At 60.8% G+C, this 22,023-nt stretch carries 26 protein-coding genes; 12 read left to right on the top strand and 14 right to left on the bottom strand.

What is annotated here, in order from left to right:
- Nucleotides 1-28: 28 nt before the first annotated feature.
- Entirely contained in the window at nt 29-787 is a 759-nt protein-coding gene (locus tag ATY75_RS17300) for an alpha/beta hydrolase (RefSeq protein WP_088938519.1), read from the top strand.
- A gap of 152 nt (nt 788-939) precedes the next feature.
- Here the strand turns inward: ATY75_RS17300 and ATY75_RS17295 are convergent, their stop codons facing one another.
- Nucleotides 940-3,147, bottom strand: a complete 2,208-nt coding sequence (locus ATY75_RS17295) for an OmpA family protein (RefSeq protein WP_088938518.1) — start codon at nt 3,145-3,147, stop codon at nt 940-942.
- A 329-nt stretch (nt 3,148-3,476) separates the two neighbouring features.
- On the opposite strand from ATY75_RS17295, the gene ATY75_RS17290 reads away from it, so the two are divergent.
- The 4 genes from ATY75_RS17290 (at nt 3,477) to ATY75_RS17275 (ending at nt 6,437) form a co-directional block, all read left to right on the top strand.
- Complete coding sequence (locus ATY75_RS17290) at nt 3,477-4,250, top strand: transporter substrate-binding domain-containing protein (protein WP_064838806.1); 774 nt, start codon at nt 3,477-3,479, stop codon at nt 4,248-4,250.
- Nucleotides 4,251-4,363: 113 nt separating this feature from the next.
- The gene (locus ATY75_RS17285; RefSeq protein WP_088938517.1) at nt 4,364-5,170 is read left to right on the top strand and encodes an ABC transporter permease; all 807 of its coding nucleotides are present in this window, start codon (nt 4,364-4,366) and stop codon (nt 5,168-5,170) included.
- Nucleotides 5,167-5,997 carry an ABC transporter permease gene (locus ATY75_RS17280; protein WP_088938516.1) on the top strand — a complete coding sequence of 277 codons (831 nt, stop codon included), beginning with the start codon at nt 5,167-5,169 and terminating at the stop codon, nt 5,995-5,997. Before ATY75_RS17285 ends, ATY75_RS17280 begins: the two co-directional genes overlap by 4 nt.
- Before the next feature lie 173 nt (nt 5,998-6,170).
- The gene (locus ATY75_RS17275) at nt 6,171-6,437 is read left to right on the top strand and encodes an usg protein (RefSeq protein ID WP_003594110.1); all 267 of its coding nucleotides are present in this window, start codon (nt 6,171-6,173) and stop codon (nt 6,435-6,437) included.
- 16 nt (nt 6,438-6,453) lie between these two features.
- Here the strand turns inward: ATY75_RS17275 and ATY75_RS17270 are convergent, their stop codons facing one another.
- A complete protein-coding gene (locus ATY75_RS17270) occupies nt 6,454-7,179 on the bottom strand; it encodes a DUF2270 domain-containing protein (RefSeq protein WP_065092384.1) in 726 nt (241 codons plus the stop codon).
- Nucleotides 7,180-7,292: 113 nt separating this feature from the next.
- Between ATY75_RS17270 and ATY75_RS17265 the strand changes: the two genes are divergently transcribed.
- The 4 genes from ATY75_RS17265 (at nt 7,293) to ATY75_RS17250 (ending at nt 9,692) form a co-directional block, all read left to right on the top strand.
- Complete coding sequence (locus ATY75_RS17265) at nt 7,293-8,111, top strand: methyltransferase domain-containing protein (RefSeq protein WP_064838814.1); 819 nt, start codon at nt 7,293-7,295, stop codon at nt 8,109-8,111.
- 101 nt (nt 8,112-8,212) lie between these two features.
- The gene (locus ATY75_RS17260; protein WP_064838816.1) at nt 8,213-8,899 is read left to right on the top strand and encodes a glutathione S-transferase family protein; all 687 of its coding nucleotides are present in this window, start codon (nt 8,213-8,215) and stop codon (nt 8,897-8,899) included.
- Nucleotides 8,896-9,237: a metalloregulator ArsR/SmtB family transcription factor gene (locus tag ATY75_RS17255; RefSeq protein ID WP_064838818.1), complete on the top strand. Its 342-nt coding sequence runs from the start codon at nt 8,896-8,898 to the stop codon at nt 9,235-9,237. The genes ATY75_RS17260 and ATY75_RS17255 overlap by 4 nt, the downstream gene beginning before the upstream one ends.
- Nucleotides 9,234-9,692 carry an SRPBCC family protein gene (locus ATY75_RS17250; RefSeq protein WP_088938515.1) on the top strand — a complete coding sequence of 153 codons (459 nt, stop codon included), beginning with the start codon at nt 9,234-9,236 and terminating at the stop codon, nt 9,690-9,692. Before ATY75_RS17255 ends, ATY75_RS17250 begins: the two co-directional genes overlap by 4 nt.
- A 138-nt stretch (nt 9,693-9,830) precedes the next feature.
- On the opposite strand, the gene ATY75_RS17245 is transcribed toward ATY75_RS17250, so the two are convergent.
- From ATY75_RS17245 to ATY75_RS17215, 7 genes are all read right to left on the bottom strand, one after another.
- Complete coding sequence (locus tag ATY75_RS17245; protein ID WP_088938514.1) at nt 9,831-10,283, bottom strand: DUF1801 domain-containing protein; 453 nt, start codon at nt 10,281-10,283, stop codon at nt 9,831-9,833.
- Between the two features lie 33 nt (nt 10,284-10,316).
- Nucleotides 10,317-10,787: a DUF1801 domain-containing protein gene (locus ATY75_RS17240; protein ID WP_088938513.1), complete on the bottom strand. Its 471-nt coding sequence runs from the start codon at nt 10,785-10,787 to the stop codon at nt 10,317-10,319.
- Between the two features lie 95 nt (nt 10,788-10,882).
- Nucleotides 10,883-11,293 carry an SRPBCC domain-containing protein gene (locus ATY75_RS17235; RefSeq protein WP_088938512.1) on the bottom strand — a complete coding sequence of 137 codons (411 nt, stop codon included), beginning with the start codon at nt 11,291-11,293 and terminating at the stop codon, nt 10,883-10,885.
- On the bottom strand, nt 11,290-11,613 hold the full coding sequence (locus tag ATY75_RS17230) for a metalloregulator ArsR/SmtB family transcription factor (RefSeq protein WP_088938719.1): 324 nt from the start codon (nt 11,611-11,613) through the stop codon (nt 11,290-11,292). Before ATY75_RS17230 ends, ATY75_RS17235 begins: the two co-directional genes overlap by 4 nt.
- A gap of 265 nt (nt 11,614-11,878) precedes the next feature.
- Entirely contained in the window at nt 11,879-13,054 is a 1,176-nt protein-coding gene (gene ssuD, locus ATY75_RS17225) for an FMNH2-dependent alkanesulfonate monooxygenase (RefSeq protein ID WP_064838828.1), read from the bottom strand.
- A gap of 31 nt (nt 13,055-13,085) precedes the next feature.
- Complete coding sequence (locus ATY75_RS17220; RefSeq protein WP_088938511.1) at nt 13,086-13,298, bottom strand: hypothetical protein; 213 nt, start codon at nt 13,296-13,298, stop codon at nt 13,086-13,088.
- 106 nt (nt 13,299-13,404) lie between these two features.
- Nucleotides 13,405-13,776 carry a hypothetical protein gene (locus ATY75_RS17215; protein ID WP_088938510.1) on the bottom strand — a complete coding sequence of 124 codons (372 nt, stop codon included), beginning with the start codon at nt 13,774-13,776 and terminating at the stop codon, nt 13,405-13,407.
- A 161-nt stretch (nt 13,777-13,937) separates the two neighbouring features.
- Here ATY75_RS17215 and ATY75_RS17210 point away from each other — a divergent pair, with 161 nt between their 5' ends.
- Both ATY75_RS17210 and ATY75_RS17205 read left to right on the top strand, forming a co-directional pair.
- On the top strand, nt 13,938-14,807 hold the full coding sequence (locus tag ATY75_RS17210; RefSeq protein ID WP_088938509.1) for an NAD(P)-dependent oxidoreductase: 870 nt from the start codon (nt 13,938-13,940) through the stop codon (nt 14,805-14,807).
- Nucleotides 14,804-15,487 (top strand): DNA alkylation repair protein, encoded by a 684-nt coding sequence (locus ATY75_RS17205; RefSeq protein ID WP_088938508.1) that lies wholly within the window; start codon nt 14,804-14,806, stop codon nt 15,485-15,487. Before ATY75_RS17210 ends, ATY75_RS17205 begins: the two co-directional genes overlap by 4 nt.
- Nucleotides 15,488-15,535: 48 nt before the next feature.
- On the opposite strand, the gene ATY75_RS17200 is transcribed toward ATY75_RS17205, so the two are convergent.
- The 5 genes from ATY75_RS17200 to ATY75_RS17175 form a co-directional block, all read right to left on the bottom strand.
- The gene (locus ATY75_RS17200; RefSeq protein ID WP_088938507.1) at nt 15,536-16,432 is read right to left on the bottom strand and encodes a LysR substrate-binding domain-containing protein; all 897 of its coding nucleotides are present in this window, start codon (nt 16,430-16,432) and stop codon (nt 15,536-15,538) included.
- Nucleotides 16,433-16,872: 440 nt separating this feature from the next.
- A complete protein-coding gene (locus ATY75_RS17195) occupies nt 16,873-17,940 on the bottom strand; it encodes a porin (protein ID WP_088938506.1) in 1,068 nt (355 codons plus the stop codon).
- Nucleotides 17,941-18,601: 661 nt separating this feature from the next.
- A complete protein-coding gene (locus ATY75_RS17185; RefSeq protein ID WP_003540387.1) occupies nt 18,602-19,090 on the bottom strand; it encodes an Lrp/AsnC family transcriptional regulator in 489 nt (162 codons plus the stop codon).
- Nucleotides 19,091-19,159: 69 nt separating this feature from the next.
- On the bottom strand, nt 19,160-19,792 hold the full coding sequence (locus ATY75_RS17180) for a uracil-DNA glycosylase family protein (protein WP_088938505.1): 633 nt from the start codon (nt 19,790-19,792) through the stop codon (nt 19,160-19,162).
- Nucleotides 19,793-19,796: 4 nt separating this feature from the next.
- Nucleotides 19,797-20,354, bottom strand: coding sequence for a thermonuclease family protein (locus ATY75_RS17175; protein WP_088938504.1), 558 nt, complete (start codon nt 20,352-20,354; stop codon nt 19,797-19,799).
- A gap of 106 nt (nt 20,355-20,460) precedes the next feature.
- On the opposite strand from ATY75_RS17175, the gene ATY75_RS17170 reads away from it, so the two are divergent.
- A complete protein-coding gene (locus ATY75_RS17170; RefSeq protein WP_088938503.1) occupies nt 20,461-21,996 on the top strand; it encodes a HAMP domain-containing sensor histidine kinase in 1,536 nt (511 codons plus the stop codon).
- Nucleotides 21,997-22,023: the final 27 nt, after the last annotated feature.

Raw genomic sequence — 22,023 nt, 5'->3', positions numbered from 1 at the left:
TCAACGACGACCAAAGGAGTAATCCCTAATGAACAGACGTTTTCTTTTCACCGCAGCCCTTGCCTTCGCCACCACCGCCATCGCCTTCGCTGCAGAGGCTGCCGCGGTGAAGAACATCGTCATCGTCCACGGCGCGCTCGCCGACGGCTCGGGATGGCGCAAGGCGACGGAGATTCTCGAGAAGCGCGGCTTCAACGTCACCATCGTCCAGGAGCCCATTACGTCGCTCGACGATGATGTGGCGGCAACGAAGCGCGTTCTCGACCTTCAGGACGGACCGAGCCTGCTCGTCGGCCACAGCTATGGCGGCATGGTCATTACCGAAGCCGGCAATGACCCCAATGTCGCAGGCCTCGTCTATGTCGCGGCCTTCCAGCCCGACAAGGGCGAAAGCCTGCTGAGCCTCGCGAGCTCCAAGCCGGCCGGCAGCATGGATATCAAGGAAACGAAGGACGGCAAGTATCTCTATCTCGATCCGGGCGCCTTCGCCGCCGATTTCGCCGCCGACCTACCGCAAGCCGACGCGGATTTCATGGCAAGGTCGCAGGTCTTCGCCGCCAAGCAGGCTTTTTCTGCCAAGATTGGCCAGGCGGCGTGGCTGACAAAGCCGAGCTGGTCGATCGTCGCCACCGAGGATCGTTCCATTAATCCCGAACTGGAGCGTGACATGGCAAAGCGCGCCGGCAGTGAAGTGACCGAGATCAAGGCCAGCCACGCCGTCTTCGCCTCTCAACCGGAAAAAGTCGCCGACATTATCGAAAAGGCGGCCAGGCAAGCCGGGGAGTAGCGCCGCGAATGCGCTGAGGCACGCGACAGGCAAATCATGAATGGCGCGCCTTGCGGTCCCGACCCTGCGGGCCTCTTCTCCCGATGCGGAGAAGTGGACAAGTCGAAAGCGAAAGACGCCCCTCCCCATTCCTGGAGAGGGGCGCTTGTTCATCACTTGTTGGCAGCAACCGGGCGGACCAGCGCCGTCACGCGGCGAATGGTGACGCGGCGGTTTTCCTGCTCTGGGCCCGATGTGTTGACCTTCAGGTACTGCTCGCCATAGCCCTGCGTCGCCAGGTTCTCCGGTGCGATGCCGTAGACGTCGGAGAGCACGTTGGCGACCGATTCCGCCCGCTGGTCGGAGAGGACCAGGTTACTCTGGTCGGAGCCCACGGCATCGGTATGACCTTCGATCAGGAAGGTCTCGCTCGGATCCTTCTCGAGCACCTGGTTGATCGCGTCCGCGACCTTGCGCAGCGTACGCGCCTGCGTCATCGGGATATCGGCGCTGCCGGTTGCGAAGGTGATGGTGTCGAGGTCGATGCGGCGCACCTTGTCACGGATACGAGCCGAATACTTCACCTCGTCAAGCGAATAGACACGCTCGACCGGCTCCACCGGCGGCTCGCTCAGGAACTCGTAATAGTCCCGGTTCGGATCGCTGCGGGTATCGATGATATAATCGCTGAGCGGTACGCGCAGCCGCATCGGCGGCAGGTCGGCGCCCGGATCCTCGAAATAGTCGCGGTCCGGATCGTCGTAGAGATCCTGTGAGTAATAGAGCACATGCTCGCGCCCGCGGGCATCGACACGGGATCGCTGGATGATGTCACCGTAGCGATTGCGGATCGTGACGATGCGATAGCCCTCCGGCCGCGTGATCGTCTCACGGTAGCGATCGCCCGAGAGTTCCTCGTAGCTGGGTCGCTCGCCGTCACGCAGGAACCGCCTGTCATCGTCGCCGCGCACGATCACCCGATTGTCGTACTGGATGATCACACGACCGTCGTCGCTGCGGTCGTCGAAGCGGGCGCCGTCGGGACGGACGAATTGCGGCCGCTCGCCGAGCTTCCGGCCCTTCTCGCTGGTTACCGCCTCGAGCTTGATCGTCGGCGCCTTGCCGGCGGTAGCAGCCTGCGCATCGGCATCCGAGGTCGGCACCTTCACCTCCTGGCTGTCGGCGCGCTGCCTGTCGCGATCGCGGCGGCCTTCCCGGCCCTTGCTGCGGTCGGCATCCTTATCGCTGTCGAGCACGGCTGCACCGTTCTCGACCGGCAGCACGACGGTCTCATTGCTCTTGGCCGGGTCTGCGGCGACCTTCTTGCGGCGCTCCAGCTCTTCCGGCGAAACCTTTTCCGGCGCCGGAATGGCCTGTTCCACCTGCTGGCCGCCGCTGGCGTCCGGCAGCGGCTGGGCAGTGTCGGTCGCTGGCGCGGCCGACTTGCCGCCGGCGGGCTGTTCGCCGGCAGGCTTTGCCGCGGTGCCGTCCTGCGGCTTTTCAGCGGGTGCGGCCTCCGGTGCCGCTGCCTTATCTTCGGGCGCTTCGGTCACCTTGCCGTCAGTCGATTTGCCTTCGGTCGGCTTCTCCGCAGGTGCTGCGGCTTCACCCTTTGCCGGCTTCTTCTCAGCCGGCGCCTCGGCGGCGGGTTTTGCCTCCGGCTTGACTTCGGGTTTGGCCTGCTCCTCGGCCGGCGTCACGGCCTCGGGAGCGGCGGTCTCAGCCTTGCCCTTGCCTTTATCTTTGCCCTGGGCCTTGTCCTGACCTTTGGCCCGCTTGCCGCCTTCCGGCTTGGCTTCCGGCTGCGCCTGTTCCGTCTCCGGCTGCGCTTCCTTTGCTGCCGGCTGCTGTTCGGGCTGCGGCTGAGCCTCCGGCTCGGCCTGCTTCTTCGGCTTCCTCGGCTTTTCCTGTGTTACAGGCTGCTCCTGCTGCGGTGCGGCTTCCGGCTTTGCCTCGGGCTGGGCTTCCTGCTTGGATTTTCGCTCGGGCTTGCTTTCCGCCTTCGGCGCGGGCTGCTCTTTCGGCGCGGCTTCGGCCTTCGGCGGCTCCGGTTCGGCCTTGGGTTCGGGCGCGGGCGCCTCCTTCCGCTCGGCCTTCGGTTTTTCGGCGGGTGCCTCCTTCGGCTTCTCGGCCGCCGGCGCCTGCTCGGCTGGAGCCTCTTCCTTCTGCTTGCGCTTCTTCTTCAGCAACTCCTCCTCGGAAGGCGCATCCTGAGGCGCGTCCTGCGCCACCTCGAAGCTGCCCTGCTCGACCTGCCGCACGGACTGAGCCTGCGTCGCGACGTCGCGCACAGCGGCCATTGCCGATGCCGGCTGGAACGCCAGCGAAAGGGAAAGCAGCGGAAAAGCCGCGCTTGCGAATAATCTTGATTTCATGCCCATCGGGTTTCCTCGATCCTGTTTGAGCTTCCTGAAGGCCGATAGGCCCTGCTTCCGCCCCTAGCGTCGCAATGAGGCGAAACGGCGAAATGGCAATTGCCGAACCGCCGATTTGTTCCGGTTCTAGGAAGCCGAGGATTAACCTCGCGTGAATGTTGCAGTCTGCCGACGTTCATCTCGCCTGTTATTTGCACCGCCCAATTGCGATGGGATTTGTGTTGCAATTCCATGAAAAAAAGTCTGATTATCGCCGCAAGGCGGTCTCGGTACCGTTGAACTGCGGCCGTCAGCCACGAGAAAAAGAGCGGCGGCTACCAACTGAGAGGATCCTCATGCATATCTCCACCCGTATTTTCGCGGCAGCCTCGATCGCGGCGATGTCCCTTTTCGCCGGCTCGGCCATGGCCGATGGCGAGAAGTATGTGATCGGCACCGATTCGACCTATCCGCCCTTCGAATTCGTCGACGCGAGCGGCACGATCCAGGGCTTCGACATCGACATCACCAAAGCGCTCTGTGCCGAGATGAAGGCCGAATGCTCCTTTGTCAGCACCGACTGGGACGGCATCATTCCGGCGCTCAACGCCAAGAAGTTCGACATGATCGTTTCCTCCATGTCGATCACGCCGGAGCGTCTGAAGCTCGTCGACTTCTCTAACAAGTACTACAACACCCCGCCGGCCATCGCCGTGCCGAAGGATTCGAAGATCACCGACGTTGCCGGCCTCAAAGGCAAGGTCATCGGCGCGCAGACCTCTACGACGCACGCCAACTATGCCGAGAAGCATCTGGCCGACACCGAGCTGAAGCTCTATCCCACAGCTGACGAATACAAGCTCGACGTTGCCAGCGGCCGTGTCGACGCCGTCATCGACGACGTCGTCGTTCTCTCCGAATGGGTCAAGTCCGACGCCGGCGCCTGCTGCAAGATCCTGACGACCCTGCCAGTCGACAAGGAAATCAACGGCAACGGCGCAGGCATTGCCATCCGCAAGGGCGATCCGCTCAAGGAAAAGCTGAACACGGCAATTGCTGCGATCCGCGCCAGCGGGGAATACAAGAAGATCCAGGACAAGTACTTCGACTTCGACGTTTACGGCGAATAAGAAATTCGCTATCTGGCCGATCAAGGTAATGGCGGAAGGCTTGCTCTTCCGCCATTTTTGTTTGACAAAGATGGCAAGATCAAAACGGCAAAAGCCGTGAGGGGAATTCACGCATGGGCGGATTATTTTCCGCGCTCGGCTCCTTCTGGAGCTCACTTGTGCACATTTTCGATCCGCTGTGCGGACCCGTTGGCATCTTCACCTGGTTGGGACAGTCGACGATCCTTGCCTGTGGCGATACCGGCTGGGGCGACGAGATTGCAGTTGGCCTGCAGGTCACGGTTTCGGTGGCGATCGTCACCCTGCCGATCGGCCTCGCCATCGGCTTCCTGGTCGCGCTCGGCCAGCAGTCTGAAGAAAAGTCGCTGCGTCTGGCGGCCGGCATCTACACGACGATCTTCCGCGGCCTGCCGGAACTTCTGACGCTCTTTATCATCTATTACGGCATGCAGATGCTGATCCAGTCTCTGCTGACCTTCGTCGGTTATGACGGACCGCCGGTCGAGATCAATGCCTTCCTCGCCGGCGTCATCGCGCTTTCGGTGGTTTTTTCAGCCTATTGTTCGGAAGTGCTGCTCTCGGCCTTTCGCGCCATTCCGAAGGGGCAATATGAGGCGGGCGACGCGCTCGGGCTGCATCACGGCCGCACGCTGCGCCTGATCATCCTGCCGCAGCTCGTGCGCATCGCGCTGCCCGGCCTGACGAACCTCTGGATGGTGCTCCTGAAGGACACCTCCTACGTGTCGATCATCAGCCTTGCCGATATCCTGCGCCAGACGAGCGTTGCCGTGCGCGTCACCAAAGAACCCTTCTTCTTCTATGGCCTGGCCTGCTGCCTCTATCTGGTGCTCGCCATCCTCTCCTCCTTTCTGCTCGTCTATGTCGAGCGTTGGGCCAAACGTTCGGAGGTCCGCCGATGAGCTACGCCGAAACGCTGATCCCGCCGCAGCCCGCACCGCGTGAAGTGGTGAAGCCGATGACGCCGGCGCGCATCGCCGGCTATATTCTCGTCTCCGTCTGGGCAGTATTCGGCGCGCTGCTGGTGATCTCCGTGGTCAACGGCTGGGATCCGGAAAAATTCACCCGCTACGGACCGCGCTATCTCCACGGTCTCGGGGTTACACTCAGCCTCGTTTTCATTTCCGTCATCGGCGGCGCAGTTCTGTCGCTGCCGCTCGCCGCGGCGCGCATGTCGAAAAACCGGCTGCTGAATGCGCTCGCCTACGGCTATATCTATTTCTTCCGGGGCACGCCGCTGCTTGCCCAGCTTTTTCTGGTCTATTACGGCCTCGGCGTATTTCGCCCGCAGCTTGAGGCCGTCGGCATCTGGTGGTTCTTTCGCGATGCCTGGTATTGCGGCCTTTTTGCCATGACCATCAATACCGCAGCCTATCAGGCAGAGATCCTGCGGGGCGCCATTGAAAGCGTGCCACGCGGCCAGCACGAGGCGGCCGCTGCCCTCGGCATCCATAGGTTCATCGCCTTCCGCAAGATCACTCTGCCGCAGGCTCTCATCGTCGCCCTTCGCCCTTACGGCAACGAGATCATTCTTTTGATCAAAGGCTCGGCTGTCGTCGCCATCATCACCGTGCTCGACCTGATGGGCGAAACCCGCTACGCCTTCTCCCGCACCTTCGACTATCAGACCTATCTCTGGGCGGCGATCTTCTACCTCGCCATCGTCGAAGCGCTACGCCATCTCTGGGCCTGGATCGAACGCCGCCTGACCCGGCATCTCAAGCGTTGATGACTTCGATCTGACTTTGGCAGCACTCTCGGAGACCTGCTGCCAAGTTATTGATATCAAATATGAATTGTCCTTTTATGAGGTATCTGTAAAGCTTTCGTTAACCACTCGCATGTTTCCATATCAAGCAGCGCTAATAAGCGCGCGAGTGGGAACGAGAAGAAGTGAACACGATGCACAAGGACATGGAAAAACAACTACAGGGCTATGGTCTAACCACAGCCCAGATTCTCTACCACCTGCCGGATCATCCGGCGATCCTGCAGACATATGTCTGGCAGGAATATGATCTCGCCCCCGATTTTCCCGAAATGCGCGGCTTCCTGAAATTCTGGGAAGAGAAGCTCGACGGACCGCTGCATTCGGTGCGCTACATCCACCGCAAGCTGATCTCGGCGACCGAGTGGCGGGCGCTGAAGGGCGAGTTCATCCTGCACTGATCCGGCTTGCGCAGCATCAGACATGCGCCTCGCCATGGCCGAATTCGCCTTGATCACGGGCCGGACGGAGCGCAAAACTGAGGATGGCGAGGTAGAAGGCGACAACGATGACGATAACGGCAAGGCCGGGAATGGGCCCGAGCACAGCATTGTCGATGACATAGGTCCAGGACTGCGCCTGCAACGCCGGCATGCCCTCCGTCTGCAGTTTCGGCGTCGAGATCTTCAGGCACCAGGCAAGAAACAGGATGGAATACATCCAGCCGTAGTTGCGTTTGAGCCGACGGTGCATCGCATCCCGATAGCTGAGCAGGAAACGCGGCTTGCGCAGGCTGCTGGCGACCACCGCGGCCCATTCGCTGCTGGCCCCCGCCTGCGGCGCCAGGATCTGCGCGAAATAGCTGCGCTCGATCTGGCGGATGCGGGCGCGATAGATATCGAAGAAGCGGTATCGCCGCGCCTCGATAATCAGAAGCAGCGTCACCAGCATCATCCCGAACAGCAGCACCCCATGATGCGAGGTCGGCGTCGACAGCGACACCGAGAGCAGCGCCGCCACCACGGTGATCGCCCAGTTCGACGTCCGGTCGATGCGATCGCGCCAGCTCGTCATCCGCCCGAGTTCGCCGCGATAATAATGGCTGAGTGTATTGGTAATCTCGCCCGGCGTACCGGGCAGCAGCAACGCCCGCACAGCCTCTCCTTCAAGAGCCGATGACGGCCTATCCTGTTCCGATTTCATTGCTTTCCTCCCTTCATCTTCTTTGCCGCCATTCTGCGCCCGCAGCCACGCCATTGCAAAACATCGAAAGCCGCCGTAGACGCATGGCTGAAACAAAAGGACGATGGACTGCGATGGCAAAGAAGATCGACGAAGAGGCTCTCGGCGAGGCCTATAACCGCGCTCTGGCGCTGGAAAAGGCCGGCAATGTCGATGCGGCCGTTGCGGCCTATGAGGAAGTCCTGGCGATCGATCCCGACGATCACGGCGGTGCCGCCGTGCGCATCGCCGCAATGGGCCGGGGCGAAACACCGGTCAGGGCGCCCGACGCCTATGTCGAGACCCTGTTCGACCAGCATGCCGAGGTTTTCGAGGACGTGCTCGTCGAGCAGCTCGGCTATCACGTGCCAATGCTGGTGCGCCAGCACCTGCAGGCGCTGAAGCTTGGGCCGTTCAAGCGGCTGCTCGATCTCGGCTGCGGCACGGGCCTCACCGGCGGCGCGCTGCGCGACCTCTGCGAGGATATGACCGGCATCGACCTTTCGGAGAAGATGGTCGAGATCGCCCATGAGAAGGATCTCTACGAGACGCTTTTCGTCGCCGAAGTCGAGGATTTTCTCGACGATAATGATGAGGAAGCCTTCGACATCATCACCGCCACCGACGTGCTGCCCTATCTCGGCGCGCTCGAACCGCTGTTCTTCGGCGCCGCCGAGAACCTGACATCAGGCGGCCTGTTCATCTTCTCCTCGGAGACCCTGCCTGAAGAGACCCTCGCCGGCCGCGCCTATATGGTCGGCCCGCATCAGCGCTTCGCTCACGCCGACGCCTATGTGAGAGAAAGGCTGGCGGCCACCGGCTTCGAACTCGTCGAGATCTCGGATATCAACGTGCGCATGGAAGACGGCCAGCCGACACCCGGCCATCTGGTGATCGCCAGATATATCGGCTGATACAATAGTTACACGATCGGCGAACTATCTGTTGCGCATTCTTTTCCGACCTGATACTTAGTCGGTCGGTAAAGTTTCTGCCAAACAGGAAAGGTCGCCGCATGTCGCTCGTGTTCTATGGGCATCCGCTCGCCTCCTTCTGCCACAAGGTGCTGATCGCGCTTTACGAAAACGGCACGCCGTTTGAAAATCGCCTTGTTGATCTGTCCGACGAAGCCTCGCGCGCCGATCTTTTCCGCTTCTGGCCGATCGGCAAGATGCCGCTGCTGCGGGACGAAGCGCGCGACAGCACGGTTCCCGAGACGTCGATCATCATCGAATATCTCGACCATTATTATCCCGGCCCCGTTTCCCTGCTGCCGCCGGAAATCGACCGGGCGCTGCAGGTTCGCCTCTGGGATCGCTTCTTCGACCATTATGTCCAAGCGCCGATGCAGACCATCGTCAGCAATCGCCGACGCCCCGAGGGCAAGGAGGACGAAATGGAAGTGGCCGCCTGCAAGGCGACGCTTGCCACCGCCTATGCGATGATTGAAAAACAGCTCTCCGAAAGCCCATGGATCTCGGGCGAGGCCTTCACCTTGGCCGATTGCGCCGCAGCCCCCGCCCTCTTCTACGCCGAGACGCTGGTCCCGTTTTTAGAGGAGCAGCCGAAGCTTCGCGCCTATTACGATCGGCTTCTCGCGCGCCCGTCCTTTGCAAGGGCGCTCGAGGAAGCCCGCCCCTATTTCAAGTTCTATCCCTACCATGACAGGCTGCCTGGCCGTTTCCGGGATACAGCGGGATGATCGAAAGCCAGGCGGGTCTCGACCGCATGTTCCACGCGCTTTCCGACCGCAGCCGCCGCGGCATGATCGACCGCCTCGGCCGCGGCCCGGCGTCCGTCACCGAACTGGCCGCACCGCTCGCCGTCGCCCTGCCGACGGTGATGAAACATCTGCAGGTGCTGGAGGATAGCGGCCTCGTACACTCCGAAAAATCCGGCCGGGTGCGAACCTACCGCCTGCAGCTGGATGCGCTCGCCGCCGTCGAGCGCTGGGTGGAACAACGAAAGAGCCGCTGGACCGCCAGCTTCGATAGGCTGGATCAATATCTTGCAGAAGAACCGGAGACCTTTTCCGAATGACGACACACTCCACCGAACACGCCACGCTCGTCATCGAGCGCCAACTGAAGGCGCCGGTCTCTCGCGTCTTCCGCGCCTGGTCGACGCCGGAGGCGAAGCGCCAATGGTTCGCCTGCCACGGCGAATGGGTGCCGCTGGAGTACACGCTTGATTTCCGTCCGGGCGGCGCGGAAAGAAACCACGTCGCAGACACCGATGGGCTTCTGCACGCCTATGACGCCCATTACATCGATATCGTGCCGGATACCCGCATCATCTATGCCTATGAGATGAAACTCGGCGAAAGGCGTATCTCCGCCTCGCTCACCACCGTCACCTTCAAAGCCGAACCTGCCGGCACAAGAATGACCTTCACCGAGCAGGTGGTCTTTCTCGACGGCTACGCCGACAACGGCGCCCGCCTCCAGGGCACCGAAATCGGCCTCGACAATCTCGAACTCTTTCTCGAGCGCTAGGCGAGCCCGATCCATTAGAACAGGATGATTTTAGGCCCGGTTGGCCTAAAATCTGAATCCTGTTCTAAAATAAAGAGTTAGAGCATGATGTCCGAAAACCGCTCACACTTTTCGGCATCATGCTCTAGATCGGGAGTCTCAGCTACTCGCCTTCTTCCGCGCGCTGCCAGCCTTGGCTGACATATTCAGTGCCGCGGCAGCGCGAATGAGCGCCTTCAGCGCATCTTCATCGATTTTATCGCCCTCATGGAAATCGATGGCGCGCCTGGTATTGCCTTCGAGGCTGGAATTGAAAAGGTCCGTGGGGTCCTCCAGCGAGGCGCCCTTGGCGAAGGTCAGTTTCACCGCGCTTTTGTAGGTCTCGCCGGTGCAGATGATGCCGCCGCGCTCCCAAACCGGAACCCCTCGCCACTTCCATTCCTCGACCACTTCGGGCTCGGCTTGCTTGATGAGCGCCCGAACCCGGGCGAGCACTTCGCCGCGCCAATCCTTGAGCTCCTCGATCCTCGCATCGATCAGTTGAGAGGGCGAAGCTCCGCCATTTTTGTCGCCGGAGTCGGTCTTCTTCATGGTTGCCGTCGCTTTCTTCATGTTTATCGCCTTCCATCACTCGCCATTGAGACCTCACATCCACTCGCCGGGTAATCGGCTCGCCTGCTCCACCCAGGAAGCGATCAGCCCCTCATCGAACGGATCATTCTCGCGAATGTCGAGGTATCGCACTTCCTTCTGCTTGGACGCACCCGGCGGCTGCGGATGCAGCGATGCGCCCTGGAAGAAGGCAACCTTGACGTATTTCGTGTAGCAATGGATGGCGAGGAACCACGCCTCTCCTTCCATGCCATAGAAGGGCGAGTTCCATTTGACCGCCTTGGAGACACCGGGCACGGTATGGGTAATCAGCGCATCGAGGCGGCGTCCAATATCGCTTTTCCAGCCCGGCATGGCGGCGATATAGGCCTGCACGGGCGCCTCGCCATAGCCCTTGGGAATCTGCGGGTTGCCGCCTGAAAGAAGGGCCGGCTGCGCGGCGGCCTGTTTGGCAACCGTCTTTTTCGTAATCTTCTTCCTGGTCTCCGACGTTCTGCCCGCCATGGCGTCTCCTCCTATCGACCGGTGCGTCCCATGCCCGCCGCTTCGCGGCACCTCCCCTCAAATATAGACCGGCGCGCCTCCAGCCGGCCAAGACCTCACTCCACCCGCGCCAGCACCTGTTCCAGCTTTTCGAAGAACTGCGGCCAGCCGCTCCTGGCGCCGCCATACGCCTGCCGCTGATCCCGCCGGAAACCCGATTGCTCCATGCGCAGATGTGTGCCTGCGTTCGTCGGCGTGAGCGTCCAGGTAACGATGGTTTCGAGGCCGTAAGCGCCCCACGTATATGCCAACGTCTTGTTCGGCTCGACCTCCAGGACCCGGCAATCGACGGAGCCCCAATCGGCGTTGAAGTTGAAGCGATGATCGACGACCGGCTTGAAGTCGCTCTTCATCAGCCATTCCTCGATCAGATGCGGCTGGGTCAGCGCCCGCCAGATCTTTTCGGCTGGAAAAGGAATTTCCTTTTCGATCACGACGGAGCGTGTTTCGGTCGAAATATCGGTCATTGATCCATCCTCTTCAGCAAATCTTCGAGAGCGTCGAAACGGCTTTGCCAGAAACTCGCCATCTCGCGGGTCCAGTCGACCAACGGCGCCAGCGCCCCAAGCTGCGCGCTATAATGCGTCTGCCGGCCTTCATGGCGATCGCGCACCAATCCGGCCTGCTTCAGGATTCCAAGATGCTTCGAAACGACAGGCTGCGAAACCCCGGCGCGCGCCGTCAGCGCGCCCACCGTCTTCTCCCCTTCCCGGCACAACCGCTCAAACAGCGCCCGCCGGGTCGGATCGGCAAGCGTCCTGAAGAGCACATCATGAGCGTCAGACATGCAATCCATACCCCCATAGCTATGGATTGCCGTATAGTCAAAGAGGCATGGATGAGTCAAGCGCTATGTGCAAAACTGACTCTCGAGCGGATGTAGCGATCCGAATCCTGCAGAGCCCGCATAGCTCATCGGCTATGTATTTTTGAGGCCGCCGAGTCTCCAGGACAGCGATCGATGCCGAAGATTAAAGGCGCCTGTCATGATAACAAATCGCCGAAAGCCGTGCGGCTTCCGGCGATGTCGGACTTACCTGCGTTGTTCGATCTCAGGAACCGGAAACTACCTTCAGATTACCGCCGTGGCTGCCGCCTGCAAAGATCTGCTTGCGACCGAATTCGTTGTTGAAGGCCAGGCGCTGCTGCTCGCGGGTGATGCCAAGCTCGGGGAAGAGCAACTCGGCGACGCGATAGGCTTCTTCCAGGTGCGGATAGCCGGAGCCGATCACCGTATCGATGCCGATCGCCTGGTATTCGGCAAGGCGTGCGGCCACCGTCTTCGGCGAGCCCACAAGCGCCGTGCCAGCACCAGCGCGCACCAAGCCGACGCCGGCCCAAAGATTCGGCGAGACCTCGAGCTTGTCGCGGCGGCCGCCGTGAAGGGCAGCCATCCGCTTCTGCCCGACCGAGTCGGATTCATGGACGAAGCGCTCCTGCGCCTCGCGGATCGTATCGTCGTCGAGATGACGGATCAGCCGTTCCGCCGCCTCCCATGCCTCCTCGTCGGTTTCGCGCACGATGAAGTGAAGGCGGATACCGAAGCTCACCTCGCGGCCGCGCTCGGCGGCGGCCTTGCGCACCTTGGCGACCTTTTCTGCCACCTGCGCCGGCGGCTCACCCCACGTCAGATACTTGTCGACGCGGCCGACCGAGAAATCGATGCCGGCATCCGACGAGCCGCCGAAATAGAGCGGCGGACGCGGGTTCTGCACTGAGGGAAAGCCGAGGCGCGCATTGGTCGCCTTGATATATTTGCCGTCGAAACTCGCCGTTCCCTTGTCCAGCAATTCCTCGAAGACGGTGAAAAACTCCTCGGCATGGGCATAACGCTCGTCATGCTCGAGATGGATGCCGTCACCGGCAAGCTCAGCCGGGCTGCCGCCGACGACGATGTTGAGCAGCAGGCGGCCATTGGAGATTCGATCGAGCGTCGTCGCCAGACGCGCGTAATAGGCCGGCGACGCCGTGCCAGGGCGGATCGCCACCAGGAACTGCAATTTCTCGGTCTTGGCTGCAAGGGCGGCCGCCGTCACGAAAGACTCCTCGCAGGCAACTCCGGTCGGCAGCAGCACGCCGGAATAGCCCAGCCGGTCGACGGCCTGGGCGATCTGCGTGAGATAGCCAATTTCGGGCGCGCGGTTGAGATCGGCGGAGCCGAGATAGGTGCCGTCGCCCGACGTCGGGATGAACCAGAGGAAATTGATGGGATCGGATGTAGCGGTCATGGAAACGGTCCTTTGCTGCGAAATTCGAAAATCAGCCCGCGCGGTTTAGCTGGCTCTTGGCAAGCGACCACATGCAGAACGTGCCTGCGGGCGCCGCCAAGCGGATGCTTGGGAGGATGGCGGTCGCGGCGGAAGGAATGCCGGGGCTTGTCTGCGCGTGAACATCTGAAATACCTGTCGATTCGACGGCGGTTGGCCCAATGCCTTGAAGGCCATCGATCGCCGGAATATTGGCATAGGCCACAAATTATATCGACAATATCAATTTTCCATTGCCGTCCGCTTCGAGGAATAATTTTTCTCGTTCGGTCGCTCGCCTGCAAGCACCTGCTGATGGCGGCCGTCTTCCGCTATCGCTCCCGGCGTTCAGCCGCCAGCCGCTCCCGGATAAAGCCCGCCCCACCGGCAAGGCGCGTCGCCAGCAGGCTAGTGGGATCCACCATGCGCCAAAAAGGCGTGACCGTCGAAACCGGTTCACCCTTTTGCAGCGCGAGGAAGGACAGATCGGCAATCGCGCGCAGATGCCGCTGCACGGTGACCGGACAACAGGCGTCCGCCCCATATTCGGCAGCGAGGCGGCGGCGAAGGATGCCAAGCTCTGTGAAAACACCTTGCTGCGCCGATCGAATCTGCTCTGCAACCATCTGCTGCGATGGAATAAGCATCGACTGCATTCCACTGCGGCCTTTACGCCGCGGCTCGATCGTCGGAACTTCGCGCATGTCATCCCCGTTCACATTTGCCTGGTTCCCATCTAGGGCTGAGGCGAACGGCGACCAGCCTCATATCCGTCTATCGCAAGGAAGTCCGTCTTCACGGCTTTTCTGCCCCGGCCGTTTCGGTTAATCCTCAGGGCCTCGCACTCCGGATAAGGACAGGACATATGGCTAAAGTCGCATTCATCGGTCTCGGCGTCATGGGCTTTCCCATGGCCGGTCATCTGAAGACGAAGGGCGGCCACGATGTCACCGTCTACAATCGTACGGCCGAAAAAGCCGTCGCCTGGGCAGAGAAATTCTCCGGCAAATCCGCGCCCACCCCGGCCGAGGCGGCCTCAGGCGCCGACTTCGTCTTCGTCTGCGTCGGCAATGACGAAGATCTCCGGTCGGTGACATCGGGCAAAAACGGCGTCCTGCACGGCATGAAGCCGGGGTCGGTGCTGATCGACAACACCACCGCCAGCGCCGAGGTCGCCCGCGAACTTTATGCCGCAGCCAAGGAAAAAGGCGTCGGTTTCATCGACGCTCCCGTTTCCGGCGGGCAGGCCGGCGCTGAAAACGGCGTCCTGACCGTCATGTGCGGCGGCGACGAGGCCGTCTTCGATGGTGCCAGGCCCGTCATCGACGCCTATGCCCGCATGGTCGGCCTGATGGGGCCGGCAGGTTCTGGCCAACTGACCAAGATGGTCAACCAGATCTGCATCGCCGGCCTCGTCCAGGGGCTTGCCGAAGGGCTGCATTTCGGCAAGCGCGCCGGCCTTGATATCGAAAAGGTCGTCGAGGTGATTTCCAAGGGTGCGGCGGGCTCCTGGCAGATGGAAAACCGCCACAAGACCATGAACGCCGGCAAATATGACTTCGGCTTCGCGGTCGACTGGATGCGCAAGGATCTCGGCATCGTGCTCACCGAAGCTCGCCGCAATGGCGCCAAGCTGCCGGTCACCGCCGTCGTCGATCAGTTCTATGGCGACGTCCAGGCAATGGGCGGCAATCGCTGGGATACATCCTCGCTGCTTGCGCGCCTCGAAAAATGATCGGCCCCTCCTCCGACGCAGCCGAACTGATCGCGCATCTCGAAACGCTGCGTTTGGAGGAGAACGTCGCCGGCATGGCGCGCTTCGGCATTGTCACCACACGTGCCCTCGGCATTTCCAATCCCGATATCAGGGCGGTCGCCGGACTGGTGAAGAAGAATCACGCCAGAGCGATCGAACTCTGGCGAAGCCATATCCGTGAAGCCCGTCTGCTCGCCCTCTGCACCGCCGAGCCGAAACGGCTGACGGCGGAAGAAGCCCGGAATTGGGCCAATGATTTCAACTCCTGGGAAATCGTCGATTGCGCCGCCGATCTCTTCGTCGAAGCCCGGCTGGACGAACTCGTCGCAGAATTCGCCGACGACGAGCGCGAATTTGTCAGGCGCACTGCCTTCGCCATGATTGCAGGTGCCGCCGTCCATCGCAAGAACGAGCCCGACGCTACCATCCTTACCTGGCTGCCGCTGATCAAGGCTCATGCCGGCGACCCACGGAACTTCGTGCGCAAGGCGATCAATTGGGCGCTCCGCAGCATCGGCAAGCGCAATCTGGCCTGCCATGCACCGGCGCTCACCCTTGCAAGGGGGCTCGCGGAAAGCTCTGACAAAACTGCGCGCTGGATCGGCAAGGATGCCGTCAAGGAATTGGTCGGCGAAAAGCTGCTGACACGGCTGAAATAAACGCGCGCAGGCTTCAAGCCGAAGCCCTTCTTCGTCAATGCTGCTTCATCAATGCTGCCGGGATTTTTCGACCAGGAAATCGATCAGCACCCGCACTGCAGGCGGCATGCCCCTGGCCGTCGTGAAGACGATATAGAACTGGCTTTCCTCCGACTGCCAGTCCGGCAGCACCCGCACCAGTCTGCCGGCCTGGAGATCGGCTTCGCAGGCGCTTTCGAGCAAAAGCCCGAATCCGAGACCGGCACGGGCCGCGTCGAGGATGGCGGTCATGCTGCGGCAGGTAAGCCGCGGCTGATGCCGAATCACCCGTTTGGCATCATTCGGTCCGATCAATTCCCAGCTGTGGAACGACACCCATGACGTCATGGCCAGCGTCGGAAGCTCTGCGAGTTCGTCCACACAATTCAGGCCGCCGGTGCGCTCGACCAGCGAGGGACTTGCAACCAGAATGCGCCGCACCCGTTCGAGCTTGCGCATCGTCAAACTCGTCTGTGTCTCCGGCTCGTTGGTTGCCCTCACCTCAAGATCGATCCGTTCGTTGATGAGGTCGGCGCGCCGGTCGGAGCCAATGATCTGCAGCTTGATCTTCGGATAGCGCTCGAGGAATTCAGGCAGGATTCCGCCGACCGAGATATCGACGAGGCCGAGCGGGCAGCCCATCCGCACCACGCCTTGCGGGTCGGATTGAGCCTCACTGACGATTGACTTGGCGCGGTCGGCCTCCTGCAAGATGGTCTGGCATCTTTCGTAGAAAGCCTGACCGATCTCGGTCACCCGGAAGTGACGAGTGGAGCGTTCTATCAGCCTCGCGCCAAGCCCGTCTTCGAGCCGGCTGACCCGCCTGCTCAGCTTCGAACGCGGTATCTTGAGATCGCGACTTGCGGATGCGAAGCCGCCGCTGGAGACGACAGCGGCGAAATAATAGTAGCCGTTGAGGTCGTCCATCAGAACAAGCTGTCCGCGATAAGGAATGAATGCCGGCCCCCTGTAAAGGTTGTATCTCCTCTCCAAAAAAGCTGTAATCACATTGTCGGCATTGGATTTTGTTTGCGCGACCTGTTGCGGCAAAGCCGGCCGACGCCGAATAAGGAACGGTCCAACAGCTCCGTCTACGCGACGATTCTGTCGATTGATCCAGCTCGCTTGAAATTGAGAAAGAAGTGCCTCGATAAACGTGGCAAGAAGCCGGCGTGCGCGATGAGCCGGTTCGGCTCACCTGAAAAGGCTTCGGAAAGACCGCCCAGAGGACTGTGCGTTAAAAACGCTGCAAGGACGGTCCGGCAGGGAAGACCGGACCCGTCCCCGTAGCTGATCGGAGGTCACTCGGATCAGAAACTGATTTGAAGTGCCCCCGGCCCGAAGACCGGGAGCATCCACTAAGTGGATTAGAACGAACGCTGCAGGCGGAAGTAGCCCGTCGTGGAGTCGTCGCCATCATCCGGATCGAGGTACTGAACCGAAGCCTTGGCATAGAAGTTGTCGACGATCTGGTAATCAACCGTCAGACCAACCTTCCAAGCATCGCCGAGACCGTCGAAGTCTTCCGGAACGTTCTTGCCACCGCCGAAGTAGTTGCCGTAGTACTGAACGGCCGGGGTGATCTTCAGCTTGTCGGTTGCCTTGATAGCGTATTCAGCAGCAACAGCCCACTCAGCCGAAGAGTAGTAGGAGTTCGGGCCGGAAGAGTATACGCCAGCGAGGCCGAGCGTGCCGGGGCCGATGTCAACCGTACCCATTGCGCGGATTGCGCCATCTTCGTTGTCGACGTCCCAGCCACCGGTGACCTGGTAGCTGAAGGCGCCAGCCGTGCCGCCGATGCCGAAGGCTACGCCGACATTGTTCGGACCATCATCCGCAGTGAAGACGGTGGTGCCGGGAACGGCGCCGGGAGCAAAGGTACCCTGGTAAACGCCGTCTTCCAGTTCGTCGACGCTGAGGCCGGCGTAGAAGGTGCCGCTTTCATACTGATAACGGATGGAGTTATGCAGCGTTACGACCGAACCGATGTCGTCGGTTTCGCCGGAGAGGCCGTCGTCCCACCAGCTGTAGAAGAGACCAGCGCGGAAGCCCGCGATGTCGAGGTAAGCGGAGTCGAGGATGGCGTCCTGATCGGTGGCGTTGTCAGCATTGAACTGCATGACGATGACGCCGGTCAGCGGACCATACTCAGTGTCGCTCTTGGCCGTGAACTGAACCTGACCGCGGGTAACGGCATCCCAGTCCGAATCGCCGCCGACATCTTCGCCGACGTTAACCTGGAAACGGATGTAGCCTTCGATCTTAAGGCAGGTTTCGGTGCCCGGGATGTAGAAGTAGCCGGTGCCGTAAGCGTCGCAGACGCGAACATATTCAACCGGTTCCGGCTCAGCAGCAACGATAGCGTCAGCTGCAAGAACCGGCGTCGATGCAGCAAATGCTGCTGCTGATGCAAGCAAAACCATTCTGATGTTCATTTACCAATCCATTCCTTTGTCGATCGGGGCTGGCTTCCAATCGGGTAGTCGATTTGAAGCCGGCCCAGTTTGAACAGCCATCTCGGCGTGCGGATCGATCGAACCGCCAAACCGTCATCCCATATGAGGTCCTTTCAAGCAATTCTCGACACACGCAAGATGGGTCCCCTGAAGCAAGTTTCCCCGGCAACGTGATTTTTATACAACAATTTCAATTGTGTAGACGACAGAAACGCCAAACGGCCCCGCGACGGAAATCCTCCATCGCAAGCCGCAAACGCTACGCCCCATTTGTCAAATTCTCCACCGTTCGACCCCCGTCGAACATACTGGTGAAGTGCATAAACTCTACCGCCGGCTAATCAACACATACAAGGCAGCGGTTTAGAACATCGTGTCCTGAATTCGATACCAATGAGACGAAATGATGACATAACGCGCACTGGTTCCATTCAACATAGCGTCGTATTTCTTACCAGGCTATGCATTTTTCCGAACTTTGGAGGGATTCGAGCGTTTTTTCGCTATTTCTGGGGCTTTTCTGCAGTCTTAATTGCATTTCACCCCTCCGTAGTTACCGGATCGGCACACTCAGATGTGGCCGGATCGACTCAGTCAGCACAATCCTCAGGCCTTCCGGCCGTGTGGCCGAACGCCGATTTCAATCCTCATTGGATTTGGCATTGTCGAGAATCATATAGTCGAGCGGCAGTTGCGTCGAATACTTGATCTGCTCCATCGCAAAGGCGGAGGAGACGTCGCGAATCTCGATTTTGGCGATCATCCGCTTATAAAAGGCGTCATAGGCGGCGATATCGGGCACGACGACTCGCAGGAGATAGTCGACATCACCGCTCATCCGGTAGAATTCCACCACTTCGGGGAATTCGGCGACCACCTCGGAAAAGCGCCGCAGCCATTCGATCGAATGGGTGGCCGTGCGAATCGACACGAAGACCGTGACCTTGGTGTTGACCTTTTCCGGATCAAGGATAGCGACTCGGCGCTTGATGACGCCGTCTTCTTCCATTTTCTGGATGCGCCGCCAGCATGGCGTCGTCGACAGCCCGACTTTTTTGGCGAGATCGGCCACGGCAAGGGTCGAATCCTCTTGCAGAAGACGCAGTATTTTTCGGTCGAGGCGATCCATGCGAGCAACAGTCCTTTCGAATTATTTTCTTTGTATAACGCGATTCCGCGCGACGAAAAGAATTTTGTTTCAGGAAAGCAGCATTTTTGTCCGATCCCGCAAGACCGGGAGCAGTTCTTCCTCAAACCACGGATTGCGCTTCAGCCAGCCGCTGTTGCGCCAGCTCGGATGCGGCAGCGGCAGCACCGCCGGCGACCGATTGGATAGAAGGCTATCCCGCCACGCCCGCACCGTCTCGGTCATACCGTCCCGCCTTTCCGCCCCCATATGCCAGGCCTGCGCATATTGGCCGATGGCCAGCACCAGTTCGATCTGCGGCATGGCCGCAATCACCCTTTGCCGCCAAAACGGTGCGCATTCGCGGCGCGGCGGCAGATCCGCGCCCTTGGCGTCATAGCCGGGAAAGCAGAAGCCCATCGGCACGATGGCGAATCGATCGCGGTCGTAGAAGCTTGCCCTGTCAACGCCGAGCCATGACCGCAGCCGGTCGCCCGAAGCATCGTCGAACGGCAGGCCGCTCTCATGCACCCGAAGCCCGGGCGCCTGCCCGGCGATCAGAATGCGCGCGCTCGATGAAATTACGGCCACCGGCCGCGGCTCATGCGGCAGCCGATATGCGAGGCCTTTCGCCGGTGCGTCACGACAGATGCGGCAGGAGGCGATCTCCAGCCGCAGCATCTCCAGCTTGGCTTCGTCGGTCATGGCTTCACTCCCACCCGACGATCCACCTGATGAAATCAAGCGGGCCATTGAAATCGGAACTCTGGCGGGCATGGTCGCGCACATCGCGCGGCCGCTCGAAAGTCCCGGCCCAGAGCCCCGCCTTCGCGGCCCTCGCCTCGGCCTCCTCCCTGCCATAGCCGCCATAGGAGATTGCCATGCCGCGACGCACCATGGCGGCGTTGATGTCGCCGCCTGCCCCGCTGTGACAGATGACGAGCAGCCTGTCGTAGCGGTCGCGCCGGCTGCCTTGGCAACGCGTTCCCGATGCCAGAACCATGCCCTGCAGCGCTGCGCGCGCCGCGCGTCCGCAGGCCCAGGCATTTCCCGCGCGCGCGCAGCTCTGATTGAGCTCCGGCGCGTCGATGCCTTCGAGGCGCAAACGTTCGCCTCCGAAAGTCAGACTGTCGCCATCGGCAGCATGGAAAGCGCCCGCATGCTCGATTTTTGCTGCATCGTTGAGCTTGGCGGCGATCAGCGCCAGGAGTGCCAGCAGGGCAAAAGCGGTCACGCCGTCGCGAATCAGGCGCAGGCTCAGTGTCACGCTTTCGCCTCCTTAAAAAACAAATCCTTGGCAAAGATGGCAAACATCTTCTTAAGAATTGCCGGTTAAGCTCTTATCCACCCTGGGATGAAGTTTCAACGTGCACATGAGTACCGGCGTAAGCACATCGACCGACAAGATAATCGTCGACAGGTCGCGCAGCCACCGCAACAAGGCCGTTTCCAAGGCCGTGCGGCAAACGCGCGAACGTCTTCAGTCCGGCCATGCGTCCAATTCCTCCTTCGATCGTGACGCGCTCAAGATGTATGTGGCGTCGATGCTCCAGAGCGCGACGATCATGCCGCTCTTCGTCATCATCATCACCGCCCTTGGTGTTTATTTCACGCAGGATGCGCAGTTGCTTTTGTGGGCGCTGCTGACGCTGACCTGTCACACCGGCAATATCCTGCTGGCGCGGCGCGCGCGCCGTCAGGAAATCACCTCCGAGAGTGCTCGCAAATGGCGCCGCCTGCTGCTGTTTGGCCAGTTCCTGCTCGGCTGCTGCTGGGCGGTCTTCGCGCTGCAGGGCTGCGGTACCTGCGAGCCGTCGAGCTTTATCCTTTATAAAGGCGCGACGCTGCTGATCGCGCTCTCCGTCACGGCGATGTCGAATTTCATGCTGACGCCTGCCGTGCTCGCTGCCTTCGCGCCAGCGGTTCTGGCGCTCGCCGCCAAGAGCGGCCTGTCCCGCGACCTTCTCGAAATCAGCCTGACGGGACTCTTCACCAGCACCCTCGTCTTCTTCAACTATATCAGCGACCGGCTGTTCAAGTCGAACCTCAAGATCCTCTCCTACCAATCGGAGAAGGACGATCTGATCGCCGAGCTTGAAGTGGCGAAATCGATGTCGGACGAGGCGCGCCGCCGCGCCGAGGAGGCAAACCTCGCCAAGTCCCGCTTCCTCGCCTCGATGTCGCACGAACTCAGGACCCCGCTCAACGCCATCCTCGGCTTCTCCGAGGTGATGTCGGCCGAAGTCATGGGACCGCTCGCCAATCCGACCTACAAGGAATATGCCGGCGACATCCACCGCTCCGGCCAGCATCTGCTCGATCTCATCAATGAGATTCTCGACCTCTCCCGCATCGAGGCCGGCAAATACGAGCTGAGCGAGGAGGCGATCTCGCTTCTCGATATCACCGAGGATTGCATCGGCATGGTCCAGCTGCGCGCCCGCGCCAAGAACATCGCCATTTCGGATCAATTCGAGCGGCAGCTGCCGGCCATCTGGGCGGACGAGAAGTCGATGCGCCAGGTGGTGCTCAATCTTCTCTCCAATGCCGTCAAGTTCACGCCGCAGGGCGGCGAAATCAACGTCAAGGTCGGCTGGACGGCCGGCGGCGGTCAGTACATCTCAATCAAGGACAACGGCCCCGGCATTCCGGAAGAAGAGATTCCCGTCGTCCTGTCGGCCTTCGGACAGGGCTCGATCGCCATCAAGAGCGCCGAACAGGGCACCGGCCTCGGCCTGCCGATCGTCCAGGCGATCCTTGCCAAGCATGACGGACAGTTCGTGCTGAAATCGAAGCTGCGCGAGGGCACCGAGGTCATCGCCATCCTGCCCGCCAAGCGCGTGCTCCAAAGCCTGCCGGCCGTGGAAGAGGCCCAGGCCGTCGCCCGCAAGCGCAAGAGTTTTGCCTGATTCAGCCAAAGCATGATGCCGAAAAGT

This window comes from Rhizobium sp. N122, assembly GCF_002211295.1.
Classification (GTDB): Bacteria; Pseudomonadota; Alphaproteobacteria; order Rhizobiales; family Rhizobiaceae; genus Rhizobium.
Note: the sequence above shows the minus strand (reverse complement) of the source record. Positions and strands in the feature narration are given on the sequence as shown.